The sequence below is a fragment of the Actinomadura geliboluensis genome (genome assembly GCF_043197915.1).
Lineage (GTDB): Bacteria > Actinomycetota > Actinomycetes > Streptosporangiales > Streptosporangiaceae > Spirillospora > Spirillospora geliboluensis.
Genome location: NZ_JBICUA010000007.1, coordinates 425,002 through 436,902 on the forward strand (window position 1 = coordinate 425,002; position 11,901 = coordinate 436,902).

Below are 11,901 nucleotides of genomic sequence, written 5' to 3' on the forward strand. Positions count from 1 at the left end.
ACGCCCAATGATGCCCCGCATGGCGCCGGGCGCCGCGCTGACGGCGACCGGAGTGGTCGCGGTCGTCCGCGGCACCCGCGCCGACCGCGTCGCCGACGTCCTGGACGTCCTGGCCGCCGCCGGCGTCCGCTGCCTGGAGGTCACCCTGAACACCCCGGGCGCGCTGGACGCCCTGGGCGCGGCGCGCGACCGGCTGCCCGGGGACGCCGACCTCGGCGCCGGCACGGTCCGGACCGCGGCGGAGGCGAAGGCCGCCGTCGCCGCGGGCGCGTCGTTCCTGGTCGCCCCCGACACGAACGCCGAGGTCGCCGCCGTGGCCCGTGACGCGGGTGTCGCCTACTACCCGGGCGCGCTCACGCCGACCGAGGTCGCCCGCGCCTGGGACCTCGGCGCGACCGCCGTCAAGATCTTCCCGGCGAGCACGTTCGGCCCGCGCCACCTGCGCGCCCTGGCGGAACCGTTCCGGGACGTCCTGCTGCTGCCGACGGGCGGCATCGGCCCGGACGACGCCGCCGACTACATCGCGGCGGGCGCCGTGGCCGTCGGCGCGGGCGGTTCGCTGATCGGCGACGCCCTCGACGGCGGCTCCCTCGACGCCCTGGCCTCCCGCGCGCGCCGCCTCCTCGCGACGGTGGAGGCCGCCCGATGAGCGTCGATCTCGTCACGTTCGGCGAGACCATGGCGCGGCTGGACAACCCGGTCGTCGGGCCGATGCGGCACGCCCGCTCCCTCGACCTCGGCATCGGCGGCGCCGAGTCGAACACGGCGATCGGCCTCGCCCGCCTCGGCGGCACCGCCGCCTGGTTCGGCCGCGTCGGCGACGACGAGTTCGGCCGCCTCATCACCACGGCGCTCGCCGGGGAGGGCGTCCGGCTCGGGCACACGGTGGTGGACGAGTCCGCGCCGACCGCGCTGCTGTTCAAGGAGCGCCGGTCGGGGACGCTGACCCGCGTCCAGTACTACCGGACGGGCAGCGCCGGATCGCGGCTGAGCCCCGCCGACGTCCCGCACGACCTGATCCGCTCCGCCCGCGTCCTGCACGTCACCGGGATCACCGCCGCGATCAGCGACACCGCCCGCCGGGCCGTGGACGACGCCGTCGAGACGGCCCGCGACGCGGGCGTGCCGGTCTCGCTCGACCTCAACTACCGGTCGGCGCTCTGGACGCCGGCCGAGGCCGGTGAATGCCTGCACGACCTGGTCAAACGCGCCGACCTGGTGTTCGCGACCGAGCAGGAGGCGCGGCTGGTCGTCCCCGGCGACGACCCGGCCGGGCTCGCCGCGGCGCTGGCCGCGCTGGGGCCGCGCGACGTCCTGGTGAAGCGGGGCGCCGCCGGGGTGGTCGCGTACTGCGCGGGGACGCTGCACGTCCAGCCCGCGCACAAGGTGCCCGTCGTGGACCCGGTCGGCGCGGGCGACGCCTTCGCCGCCGGCTACCTGGCGGAGTTCGCCCGGGGCCTGCCGGTCGCCGCCCGCCTGGCCACCGCCACGGCGGCGGGCGCGTACGCGGTGACCGTCCGCGGCGACTGGGAGGGCCTGCCCAGCCGCGCCGACCTGGACTTCCTGAAGACCACCGAAGACAACGTCAGCCGATGAGGAGACAGATATGAGCAAGCGCGAACTTCGCAGCGCGGACTCCGCCCCGCCCGCCGGCACCTACTCGCAGGGCCTCGTGGTCGGCGATTTCGTGTACACCTCGGGGATGGGCCCGCTCGACCCGAAGACCGGCGAGGTCGTCGGCGCTGACGTCGCCACGCAGACCCGGCAGGTCCTCGCCAACCTGGCCGCGATCCTGCGCGAGCACGGGCTGGGCCTGGACGACGTGGTGAAGTCGACCGTCCACCTGCAGGACCTCCACCGCGACTTCGCCGCCTATGACGAGGTGTACCGGGAGCACTTCACGCAGCCCTACCCGGTGCGCACGACCGTGGGTTCGACCCTGATGAACATCCTGGTCGAGATCGACTTCGTCGCCTACAAGAAGAGCTGATGGACTCGTCCCTCTATGTGATGGTGGAGGATCTGCGCGGCGCGGACGCCGCGCGGATCCTCTCCCACAACGTCTCGTCCATCACCATCGGGGCCGCCTACCACCGCGCCAGAGACGTGACCCCGCACGGCACCAGCCGTGTCACCTTTCGCCATGACGGAATCCACTTCCCTCCTGGCGACCTCTTCGACGGGCTTCGCCTCCAGCCACCGGTACAGAAGGACGCCGCGCGCGACCCCATACGAACCCTTCGGGAGGAGACCCACCGGCTTGGTGCCGCGCTGCACGGCTGGGGTGTCTTCCTGCACAACACCACCCTTGGTCTGGCCTTTCCGGACGTCACCCATCAGAACTGCTTCGGCGACCGTGCCGCACCCGCGGACCTGTGCCCGTCCAACCCGGACGTCCGCGCCTACGCCGTCGCCCTCGGACGCGCCATCGCCCGCCAAGGCGTCGACACGGTCGTCGCGGAATCCCTGCATTTCGGGACGTTCGGCCACGGCTACCACCACGAACGCTCCTTCGTGGACCTGGGCCCGGCCGCCGAGTTCGCCCTTGGCCTGTGCTTCTGCCCCTCCTGCGTCGCCCGCATCCCGCACGCCGCCGAGGCCCGCGCGGAAGCCGCCCGCCTGACGACCACCGTTCTGGACGGCGGCCCGCCCGCGAGCGACGTCCCGGACGTCCTCACCGCCTACGCCCGGGCCCGCGCACCGATCGTCACGTCCCTGGCCGCCGACGTGGCCGAAGCCGTGTCGGCGGAGGGCTCCCAGCTGACGTTCATCGACCTCACGGGTGCCGTCCTGGGCTACGCCGACGGCCGTCCCACCGGTCCCCCGGCCGCCGCCTCCGCCTGGCGGATCGGCGTGGACCCGACGGCGTTGGCGTCGGCCGTCCCGTCCTACGCGATCCTCTGCTACGCCCGCGAAACGGTTCGCGTCGCCGAGGACGTGGCCGCCTACCGCGAGGCTCTCGGCCCCGAACCGGCGCTTCGGACCGTCCTGCGCCCCGGCCATCCGGACACGGCGTCGGCCGACCACCTCGCGGCGAAGGTCACCGCGGCCCGCGCATCCGGCGCGGACGCCGTCGACTACTACGCCTACGGCCTGACTTCGCTCCCGACCCTGGCCCGCATTCCTCGCACCTAAGGCATCATGGACGCCATGCACGCCCGGATCACGGTCCTGACATACGAGAACGTTCCTGGCAGCCTGCCGCCAACGTAACCTCCGCAGCCCGGTCAGGTGAGGACTCTGGTCTTGGCCTGCTGGTACTCCACTTCGCTGATGTCACCGTGCTTCCTGAGCTCGGCGAGCTTGACCAACTCGTCGGTGCTCGTTGGCTCGGAAGTGCCGGCGGTCTCGCGGACGTAAGCGCGGAACTCCTCATCGCGCTTCTGGATCGCTCGGAGGTCGCGTTCGCCCATGCCCCGGCCGCGTGCGATCAGGTACACGAAGGCGCCGAGGAACGGCAGCACGATCACGAAGATCGACCATCCGGCCTTGCCCCAGCCGCTCAACCGGTCGTCGCGGAAGATGTCGGCGATGATCCTGAAGATCAGCATCAAGAACAGCACCCACAGGAAGAACCAGAGCATGGTCCAGAAGACGTTCAGCAGGGGATAGTCCGTTGCGGCGATGGAGCCGGCGAGCTCGTTCATGGTGATCCTCCTGTCGTGCGCCTCCGCATCTGATGCGGCCATGCTCCTCGCGGCCCTCATCTCGCCGCATCACCCGCAGCGGGTGGCTTTTCGCAAGAGCAGCGCACTATCGCTCCGCGCGCCTCGACGGTAGGCCGGCGTCACTGCGGGAAGGCCGTCCCCAAGGGGGACTCGGTTACGGCTCCTGTCGGCGGACGGGGCTCACCCCATGCGGGTGAAGCGGCCCGTCTACGGCGTCGCCGAGGATGCCGTTCGTGCTTCTGACGAGAGGGGTTCCGCCCATGACCACCATCGGTGCCGCCGTCCGGACTCCGGCGGAGCGGGCGGCCTACGGGAAGCGGGCGCGCGCCGAGGTGCCCCGTTCGAGCCATGAGCGGTTCGAGCACGGCGAGCGACCCGATCCGGTCGGCATCCTGGAGTCGCAGTCCGCGGCGAGGGTCCCGGAACTGGTGCCGCTCCGCTACGGCCGCATGCTGGAGTCGCCGTTCCGCTTCTACCGGGGCGCCGCGGCGATCATGGCGTCGGATCTCGGCGCCGCGCCCCACACCGGGATCACGGTGCAGCTGTGCGGTGACGCCCACATGCTGAACTTCCGGCTGCTCGCCTCCCCCGAGCGGCACCTGATCTTCGACATCAACGACTTCGACGAGACGCTCCCCGGCCCGTGGGAGTGGGACGTCAAGCGGCTCGCCGCGAGCCTGGCCATCGCCGGCCGCGCCAACGGGTTCTCCGCCCGGCGGCGCGCCGCCGCCGTCCGGGCGTGCGTGCGGAGCTACCGGGAGCGGATGCGCGAGTTCGCCCGCATGCGCATCCTCGACATCTGGTACGCGCAGGACAGCGCCGACGATCTGGACTCGATCCGGGCGGACCGGCTGAGCGGCGGCGCCCGCCGGCGGTTCTCCGCGGCGGCCGACCGGGCACGCACACGGACGAACCTGCAGGCCTTCGCGAAGCTGACCCGATTGGAAGGGGGCGTGCGGCGGATCGTCCCCGACCCGCCGCTCGTCACTCCGGTCCGGGACCTGCTTCCCGGGGAAGAGGGCGCCGGGACGGCGGAGATGCTGCGCCGGCTGATCGAGGACTACGGCCGCAGCCTCTCCGCCGAGCGGCGGGCCCTGCTCGGGCGCTACCGCGTGGCCGACATGGCGCGCAAGGTCGTCGGGGTCGGCAGCGTGGGCACCCGCTGCTGGATCGTCCTCATGCTGGGGCGGGATGACGACGATCCGCTGCTGCTCCAGGCCAAGGAGGCCGGCGCGTCGGTCCTGGCCCCGTACACCGGCCCGGCAGGCTACGCCAACCAGGGCGAGCGTGTCGTCGCCGGACAGCGGCTGATGCAGGCCGCGAGCGACATCTTCCTCGGCTGGGAGACCGCCCGGGGGATCGACGGCCGGCGCCGCGACTTCTACGTCCGCCAACTGCGCGACTGGAAGGGCATCGCCCGGCCGGAGACCATGACGCCTGACATCATGACGGCCTTCGGCCGGATCTGCGGTGCCTCGCTGGCCCGCGCGCACGCCCGTTCCGGGGATCCGATCGCCATCGGGGCCTACCTCGGCCGCGGCGACGTCTTCGACCGGGTACTCGCCGTGTTCGCCGAGGCCTACGCCGACCAGAACGAACGCGACCGCGAGGCCCTCGCCGAGGCAGCGCGCGCCGGCCGAGTCCCTGCCGAAGCCGCATGACAGGCCACCTGCGGGAAGCACCGGGAGCGTAACGCGGGTAGGCGGAGTACGGGCGGCGAGGGATACGGCGTATCGGAGGCACGCGATGGGACGATGGGGGCCGCTGCTCGCACTGGCGACCGCGCAGTTCGTCATGGTCCTCGACCAGTCGGTCATGAACGTCTCGATCAGCACACTGGTGGACGACTTCGACACGACGGTCCCCGCGATCCAGGCGGTCATCACCCTGTACTGCCTGGTGATGGCGATGTTCATGCTGACCGGCGCCAAGATCGGCGACATCATCGGCCGGCGCCGCGCCTTCGTCACCGGGCTGGTCGTCTACGCCTGCGGATCGGCGCTGACCGCGGCGGCCCCGACCCTGGCCGTGCTCGCGCTCGGCTGGTCGATACTGGAGGGCATCGGCGCCGCGCTGGTCCTGCCCGCACTGGTCGCCCTGGTCGCCGACAACTTCACGGGACGCGAGCGCGCGGCCGCCTACGCCGTGATCGGCGGGGTCGCGGGCGCCGGGATCGCGGTCGGGCCGATTCTCGGCGGCTGGGCGACGACCGAGCTGACCTGGCGGGTGATCTTCGTCGGCGAGGTGGTGCTGGTCCTGCTCATCCTGCCGGCGGCGCGCCTGCTGGCGGAGTCCGCCCGCGGCCGCCCGGCTCCCCGCCTCGACCTCGCCGGCACCGCGCTGTCGGCCTGCGGAGTCGGGACGATCGTGCTCGGCACCCTGCAGTCCAGCACCTGGGGCTGGGTCCGGCCGAAGGACGCCCCGGTCGAACCGTTCGGCCTCTCGCCGACGCTGTTCGTCATCGCGCTCGGCGGGACGCTGCTCTGGGCCTTCACGGCCTGGCAGCGGCACCGCGAGAACGCCGCCGGCGATCCCCTGCTGCACCTCGACCTGCTGAAGTCGCCGCCGCTCCGGGCCGGGCTGATCGGCCTGTTCACCCAGAACCTCATCCTCATGGGCGTCTTCTTCGTCATGCCGCTGTACCTGCAGCTCGTCCTCGGCCTCGACGCGCTGGAGACGGGCGTCAGGATGCTGCCCGTCTCCGTCATGATGTTCGTCGCCTCCGCGGCCGGATCCCGGCTGTCGTCGCGGCTGTCGGTGCGGGCGATCGTCCGGGCCGGCCTGGTGCTCACCGGCGGAGCGGTCCTGGCACTGATGGCGACCGTGCGGCCGGACCTGGCGGGCCTCGCCTTCGCGCTCTCGATGGGGGCGCTCGGCACCGGCATGGGACTCATGGTCTCCCAGCTCGGGAACCTGGTGCAGTCCTCCGTCGGCACGTCCGGCCGGGCGGAGGCGGGCGGCCTGCAGTACACCGGCCAGCAGCTCGGCTCCTCGCTCGGCATCGCGCTCATCGGAGCGATCGTCCTCGCCGGCCTGACCGGCGCGTTCGTGTCGAAGGTCGGCCAGGACGAGCGCATCAGCGCGCAGGTCGCCGAGCAGGTCGGCGTGGCCGCCGGCAGCGGCGTCGACTTCGTCGCCACCGGCCAGATCCAGGCGGCCGCGCGGAAGGCGGGCCTCGACGGCGCCACCGCCGAGGCCCTCGTCGACAACTACGGGAAGGCGCAGATCCTGTCGCTGAAGGCGGGGCTGCTGGCCACCGCGCTGCTCGTCCTGGGTTCGCTGGCGTTCACCCGCGACCTCCCGCGCACGCCGACCGCGCCCGGTAACGGAGCCGCCGGCCGCGGCCGGCGGCGATGACCGGCGCCGTCAGTGAGTGAGCACCACCTTCAGCGCGACGATGAGCAGGCCGAGAGCCAGGTTGACCATTCCCGACACAACGATCAGCCGGACGCCGGCATCGGCCCGCCGCCACGCGGCCACGGTCCATCCGACCTGCCCTCCGAGGGCCGTGAACAGCGCCGTCCAGGCGGCCGCACCGTCGGACAGGCCGGCGGCCCAGCAGGCGAAGGCGGCCGCCGCGGGCGGTACGGCCGCCTGAGCCAGCGGCCACTCGCGCCGGCCGACCGACCGGATCTCCGGCCAGTTCACCCGCAGGCCGTGCTGCCGGTCGCCGGCGAGGCTCGCGTACACGTGCGCCAGCCAGAAGACCAGCCCGGTCGCGAGCAGCAGCGCGATGAGCGTCGGGGCGGACGCCGGCTCCTGCCGGGGGCTCGCCCCCACGACCACCGACGCGGCCAGCAGCGACCCGTACACGGCCCCCGCGTAGTCCGCGCGCTCCCTATCGTCGAGCCCGCCCGTCCTTCGCCGCTCGTCAACCCGCCGCCCGTCCACTGGGCCACCCCCGCATCAGGCCGGTTCCGCGCGCCGCTCGGCGGACGGTCTTCCGCGGAGCGTCACCGTCGCGGGTAGCCCGCATGTTCGGCGGCACGCCGGCCGTACACGCACAGCGCCCAGATCACGGTGACGTCCAAGGCGATCATGACCACCGACCACACCGGGTAGTAGGGCAGGAACAGGAACTGGGAGATCGCGTTCACCACGGCGAAGGCGACTCCGATCGCCCGGGCCCACGCGTGGCCGGTGAAGACGAACAACCCGGCGACGGCGACGAGGATGCCGAGCCCCAGATGCGTCCACCCCCATGCGGACACGTCGAAGTCGTACACGTAGCGGGGCGTGACGACGTAGAACTGGTCCCGCAGGATCGCGGCCAGCCCTTGCAGGGCCTGGAACGACCCGATCAGCACCATCATCACGCCGGCGAAGACCGCGAAGCCGGTCGCCCAGCCGCCGGCGGGCTCGGTGTCCGCACCGGGGCCCGGCCGGGTGGAAATCCGCTGTGACATGTGAACCTCCTCATTCCATCGATCACTCGCAGAATCACCCGGCGGCGGTGCTGTGGGCTCACCCTCGGCGGGTGAACTGGAAAAGCCTCAATCACCCGCCGCGGAGGATGCGACCCGATCTGCGGAAACGGTGTCATTCCGGTACCGGCTCCAGCCAGGACGGACGAGCCGTCCAGGGGCCGGAGTCCAGACGCCGTACGAGGACGTGGAGGGAGTGACGATGTCGACGACATCCCCGAGGACGGGAGGAACCGTCTCTGATCGCAGGCAGGTCACGATGCTCTCGGACAAGGACCGGCCGGGACGCGGCACCGAGCTGGTCATGGCCTGCCTCTCAGTGCTCGCCGGAATCGTCGTCCTGGCCTATCCGGACGCCGGTCTCGTCGCCCTGACCTGGCTGTTCGGCCTCTGGTTGATCACCTGGGGGGTCATCACCGTCCTCGTCACCCTGTGGATCCGGTACGCCGGCCGGCAGGCCGCGTCCGCACGGTGATGCCGCGATCCCGCGATCCCGCGACCGGCGGGCCGAGAGGAGGCGACGTGCCGGCATGGGGCCACGGCGCACCGCATGCGACGTGGGACTACGAGATAAGGATCAAGGGGCGGGTCGGTGAATCGCTCCGGCTCGCCTTCGAGGAGCTCAGCGTCACGCTCAACCCCGGCGAGACGGTGCTGCGCGGCCGGGGACTGGACCAGGCGGCCCTGTACGGGATCCTGGACCGGGTCCAGGCGCTGGGATTCGAGCTGGTCGCTGTGCGTCGGCTCCCGCCCGCTCCGCCTTAACCCGCGAGCTCAGGACGTCCACGCTCTAGGACGGGCACGCTTCAGGACGGGGTCACAGCAGCCGGTACCGGCGTGCGCGGCGAACCGCCTCGCCCCGGCGGGTCACCGCGAGCTTGCGGTAGATGTTCCTCAGATGGGTCTTCACGGTGTTGACCGAGAGGTACATCTCGGTGGCTATCTCTTCCGTCGTCAGCATCTTGGAGAGCAGGGTCAGCACCTCCAGTTCCCGCTTGCTCAGCGACCCCACGACGGCGGGGGCGGCGGCTTCTCGGCGGTCAGGGAGCACTCCCATGCCGAGTTGTCCGAGGAACCGCCGGTGCGGCTGGAAAAGCTCCGGATCCCGGTGCAGCACGGGGAGCAGCCAGCCGCGCGCCCTGGCGAACGGCAGCCCGATCTTCTCGCGTTCGCCCAGCCGCAGCGCGCGCTCCAGCGAGCGGCGGCCCCGCGATCGGTCCTCCTCCCGGTAGGCCAGGCAGGCGTCCAGCAGCCACGCGTCCACCCGGACGGCGGCCGGTGCGGACGGCTCCATCAGCACGGGACGCACCGCCCGGGACGCCGCCGCCGCGTTCCGCTCATGCAGATGGACGCGGGCGAGCGCGACCGCGCCCTCGGCACCGCCGGCGTCGCGGGCGGCATTCCTAGCCTCCTCCGGCGCATCTCCCGCGAGGTGCGCCTCGGCCTCGGCCAGCCGCACCCGGCGCCGGAACCACGGCATGCCGGCGGCGTCCCCGCCGATGGCGTCCAGCACGGCCAGCGCCCGGTCGGGCCGGCCGGCGGCCACGTCCAGACGCGCGGTGAGGAGGTCATGCAGGGCGGAGAGGAGGGCGTCGGGAGAGTCGGCGTTCGCCGCCCGGCCCTTGTCCAGTTCGTCCCGCGCCTCGTCCAGGCGGGCCTCCTCCAGTGCCACCCAAGCGCACGCCAGATGAACGGCCGCGACCCGCCGCCCGGCAGGACCGGTGGAGATCTCGGGCAGCTGCGCCGCCGCCGACATCAGCCGGGCCGCCCGGCGGAAGCCGCCCTGGAGCGCCCCCGCCAGCGCGAGCCCGCCCAGGCACCGGCGATGCTGGAGATCGCCGCCGGCCTCGGCGGCGGGCAGGGCGCGCTCGAACTCCTCCTCGGCCCGCCGGAGCCGCCCGGCGCGCAGTTCCAGGAGGCCGTGCGCGTAGCCGACCAGTGCGTCCAGTTCTGGCAGGTCGTGCTGCGCCCCGTACGGGAGGGCGTCCAGCGACCGGTCCAGGTCGTGGACGAGGTCGCGAAGGTCCGCCTGCCGCTCCGGGCAGGCGGCGACGAGCCTGATCAGCCCCGCCGCCAGCCGCGCCGGGATCGCCTGGTCGTCGGGCAGTTCCGCCAGAAGGCGCTCCGCCCGGGTCAGGTGCGCCGCGCGGCCTGCGTCGTCCCCCTGGTCCAGCGAAACCGCGGCGGCCACCAGATGCGGCTCGGGTCCGGCGGCTCCGGCGAGGGCGCGGTCCGGGAGATCGCCGAAGAGCGGGAGGATCGCCCGGCCGTCCGACAGGCCGAGCACACGGCCGATCGCCAGACCGTCGACGATGAGCCGGGAGGCGTAGGCCGGGTCCCCGGCCAGCACCGCGTGCCGAGCGGCCTCCTCGAGCGACCCGGTGCGGCTGAACCATTCCGCCGCACGCCGATGCAACATGGCCTCATCCGCCGGATGCTCTTGGCGCAGCGTCAGGTTCAGGGCCGCACCGAGCACCGAGTGGAAGCGGTACCACCCATGGGCCACCGGCAGGACGAAGGCGTTCTCGCGCACCAGATTCGCGAACAGTTCACCCGTGTCCGGTCCGGCGAGCTCTGCCGCCAGTTCCGCGTCGAAGCTCTCCACGACGCTGAGCCTGAGCAGCAGCCGGCGGACCGCGGGGGGCTGCACGTTCAACACCTCCGCGACGAGGTAGTCGACGACGGCGTGGTCGTCCCCGGCGAACGCGGCGGCGAAGCCGTCGGGGTCCGGATGACCCTCCATCGTCATGGCGGCCAGCCGCAGACCGGCCGCCCACCCTTCGGTCCGCTCGCGCAGGGCACTGACCGAGGCCGGAGTCGCCGGCACCCCGTGGTGGGCGAGCAGCGTGCGGGTCTCGCCGTCGTCGAAGGCCAGATCCGCGCTCCGGATCTCGACGAGTTCACCGGTCAGCCGGTAGCGGTGCAGGGGAAGGGGCGGGTCGGTCCGGGAGATCAGCACCAGACGCAGCACCGGACCGGCCCCTTTGAGGACGCGCGCCACGTCGCGAGCGAGATCGGAGCCGGCCGGCGGATGGAAATCGTCCAGCACGAGGACGACGGGGGCCGCACGGCCGGACAAGGCGAAGATGAGCCGCGCACAGAAGATGTCGTGCCCGCGCTCCGAGGGCCGGGGGACATCGGCCAGTCCCGCGTGTTCCAGCGCCGCGGCCACGAGACTCCAGAACGCGGCCGGACGGTGGTCCGCCTCGTCCAGGGAGACCCAGGCGACCGGCCCGGGCCGGCGCCCCGTGGTCGCCCAGGAGGCCACCGCGACCGACTTGCCCGCGCCGGGAGGTCCCGTCACGACCGTGAGCGGGCCCCGCGTGCCCTTCTCGAGCCGCTCCATCAGACGTTGCCGGGTGATGAACCAGCTGCGGCGGCCGGGCACCCGCACCTTCGCCGCCGAGATCGGCGACGGTGCCCTGGGACGCTCACGATCCGAAGCAGGATCTTGCGGCAAGGCTTCGTTCATGATGCCTCCTCCCCCACGTGCAAGAGGCCCCACAAGAGAACGGAAAAGCAACAAAGTCGCACATAACGGTACCTAGCGGAATCTTTGCGCTTATCTACGGCAAACCAATATGTATGGAAAGGGACCGGAGCACCGTCGCGGCTCCCTCGGCGACGACCCACCCCTTGGGCCAAGGTCACCGGATGCCCAGGCCCGCCTCCCGTCGCGGGGGGGGGGGGGGGGGGGGGGGGGGGGGGGGGGGGGGGGGCCGGCGGCGGGGCGGGGGGGGGTGGCGGGGGACGGGGGGGGGGGGGGGGCAGCGGGCCCGCCCCCCCCACCCCGCCCCCCCCCCCGCGCC

General features: G+C 72.8%; 12 protein-coding genes. 8 read left to right on the forward strand and 4 right to left on the reverse strand.

Annotated elements, in window-relative coordinates; translation table 11 throughout:
• Positions 1 to 7: 7 nt before the first annotated feature.
• Genes ACGFI1_RS24365 through ACGFI1_RS24380 form a run of 4 tightly spaced genes read left to right on the forward strand, consistent with a single transcriptional unit; the run spans position 8 to position 3,135 of the window.
• Positions 8 to 649: a bifunctional 4-hydroxy-2-oxoglutarate aldolase/2-dehydro-3-deoxy-phosphogluconate aldolase gene (locus ACGFI1_RS24365; RefSeq protein ID WP_392736364.1), complete on the forward strand. Its 642-nt coding sequence runs from the start codon at positions 8 to 10 to the stop codon at positions 647 to 649.
• Positions 646 to 1,596, forward strand: coding sequence for a sugar kinase (locus ACGFI1_RS24370; protein WP_386873110.1), 951 nt, complete (start codon positions 646 to 648; stop codon positions 1,594 to 1,596). Before ACGFI1_RS24365 ends, ACGFI1_RS24370 begins: the two co-directional genes overlap by 4 nt.
• 10 nt (positions 1,597 to 1,606) lie before the next feature.
• On the forward strand, positions 1,607 to 1,990 hold the full coding sequence (locus ACGFI1_RS24375; RefSeq protein WP_392788119.1) for a RidA family protein: 384 nt from the start codon (positions 1,607 to 1,609) through the stop codon (positions 1,988 to 1,990).
• Entirely contained in the window at positions 1,990 to 3,135 is a 1,146-nt protein-coding gene (locus tag ACGFI1_RS24380; RefSeq protein WP_392788121.1) for a hypothetical protein, read from the forward strand. The genes ACGFI1_RS24375 and ACGFI1_RS24380 overlap by 1 nt, the downstream gene beginning before the upstream one ends.
• Positions 3,136 to 3,227: 92 nt before the next feature.
• Here the strand turns inward: ACGFI1_RS24380 and ACGFI1_RS24385 are convergent, their stop codons facing one another.
• On the reverse strand, positions 3,228 to 3,647 hold the full coding sequence (locus ACGFI1_RS24385) for an SHOCT domain-containing protein (protein ID WP_392788123.1): 420 nt from the start codon (positions 3,645 to 3,647) through the stop codon (positions 3,228 to 3,230).
• Positions 3,648 to 3,928: 281 nt separating this feature from the next.
• Here ACGFI1_RS24385 and ACGFI1_RS24390 point away from each other — a divergent pair, with 281 nt between their 5' ends.
• Both ACGFI1_RS24390 and ACGFI1_RS24395 read left to right on the forward strand, forming a co-directional pair.
• A complete protein-coding gene (locus ACGFI1_RS24390) occupies positions 3,929 to 5,329 on the forward strand; it encodes a DUF2252 domain-containing protein (protein WP_392788125.1) in 1,401 nt (466 codons plus the stop codon).
• Between the two features lie 85 nt (positions 5,330 to 5,414).
• Positions 5,415 to 7,025 carry an MFS transporter gene (locus ACGFI1_RS24395; protein WP_392736375.1) on the forward strand — a complete coding sequence of 537 codons (1,611 nt, stop codon included), beginning with the start codon at positions 5,415 to 5,417 and terminating at the stop codon, positions 7,023 to 7,025.
• 9 nt (positions 7,026 to 7,034) lie between these two features.
• On the opposite strand, the gene ACGFI1_RS24400 is transcribed toward ACGFI1_RS24395, so the two are convergent.
• Positions 7,035 to 7,559, reverse strand: a complete 525-nt coding sequence (locus ACGFI1_RS24400; RefSeq protein WP_392788127.1) for a hypothetical protein — start codon at positions 7,557 to 7,559, stop codon at positions 7,035 to 7,037.
• A 62-nt stretch (positions 7,560 to 7,621) separates the two neighbouring features.
• Entirely contained in the window at positions 7,622 to 8,074 is a 453-nt protein-coding gene (locus ACGFI1_RS24405; protein WP_387078100.1) for a DUF7144 family membrane protein, read from the reverse strand.
• Positions 8,075 to 8,351: 277 nt separating this feature from the next.
• Between ACGFI1_RS24405 and ACGFI1_RS24410 the strand changes: the two genes are divergently transcribed.
• Both ACGFI1_RS24410 and ACGFI1_RS24415 read left to right on the forward strand, forming a co-directional pair.
• The gene (locus ACGFI1_RS24410; protein WP_392788128.1) at positions 8,352 to 8,567 is read left to right on the forward strand and encodes a DUF308 domain-containing protein; all 216 of its coding nucleotides are present in this window, start codon (positions 8,352 to 8,354) and stop codon (positions 8,565 to 8,567) included.
• Positions 8,568 to 8,614: 47 nt separating this feature from the next.
• A complete protein-coding gene (locus ACGFI1_RS24415) occupies positions 8,615 to 8,857 on the forward strand; it encodes a hypothetical protein (RefSeq protein ID WP_386873096.1) in 243 nt (80 codons plus the stop codon).
• Between the two features lie 52 nt (positions 8,858 to 8,909).
• Here the strand turns inward: ACGFI1_RS24415 and ACGFI1_RS24420 are convergent, their stop codons facing one another.
• Positions 8,910 to 11,564, reverse strand: coding sequence for a LuxR C-terminal-related transcriptional regulator (locus ACGFI1_RS24420; RefSeq protein ID WP_392788129.1), 2,655 nt, complete (start codon positions 11,562 to 11,564; stop codon positions 8,910 to 8,912).
• Positions 11,565 to 11,901: the final 337 nt, after the last annotated feature.

What these genes read in the sequence shown, in the direction of transcription:
- ACGFI1_RS24365 (WP_392736364.1), top strand. Translation starts at nt 8, where the DNA reads ATGATGCCCCGCATGGCGCCGGGCGCCGCGCTGACGGCGACCGGAGTG.
- ACGFI1_RS24370 (WP_386873110.1), top strand. Translation starts at nt 646, where the DNA reads ATGAGCGTCGATCTCGTCACGTTCGGCGAGACCATGGCGCGGCTGGAC.
- ACGFI1_RS24375 (WP_392788119.1), top strand. Translation starts at nt 1,607, where the DNA reads ATGAGCAAGCGCGAACTTCGCAGCGCGGACTCCGCCCCGCCCGCCGGC.
- ACGFI1_RS24380 (WP_392788121.1), top strand. Translation starts at nt 1,990, where the DNA reads ATGGACTCGTCCCTCTATGTGATGGTGGAGGATCTGCGCGGCGCGGAC.
- ACGFI1_RS24385 (WP_392788123.1), bottom strand. Translation starts at nt 3,647, where the DNA reads ATGAACGAGCTCGCCGGCTCCATCGCCGCAACGGACTATCCCCTGCTG.
- ACGFI1_RS24390 (WP_392788125.1), top strand. Translation starts at nt 3,929, where the DNA reads ATGACCACCATCGGTGCCGCCGTCCGGACTCCGGCGGAGCGGGCGGCC.
- ACGFI1_RS24395 (WP_392736375.1), top strand. Translation starts at nt 5,415, where the DNA reads ATGGGACGATGGGGGCCGCTGCTCGCACTGGCGACCGCGCAGTTCGTC.
- ACGFI1_RS24405 (WP_387078100.1), bottom strand. Translation starts at nt 8,074, where the DNA reads ATGTCACAGCGGATTTCCACCCGGCCGGGCCCCGGTGCGGACACCGAG.
- ACGFI1_RS24410 (WP_392788128.1), top strand. Translation starts at nt 8,352, where the DNA reads ATGCTCTCGGACAAGGACCGGCCGGGACGCGGCACCGAGCTGGTCATG.
- ACGFI1_RS24420 (WP_392788129.1), bottom strand. Translation starts at nt 11,564, where the DNA reads ATGAACGAAGCCTTGCCGCAAGATCCTGCTTCGGATCGTGAGCGTCCC.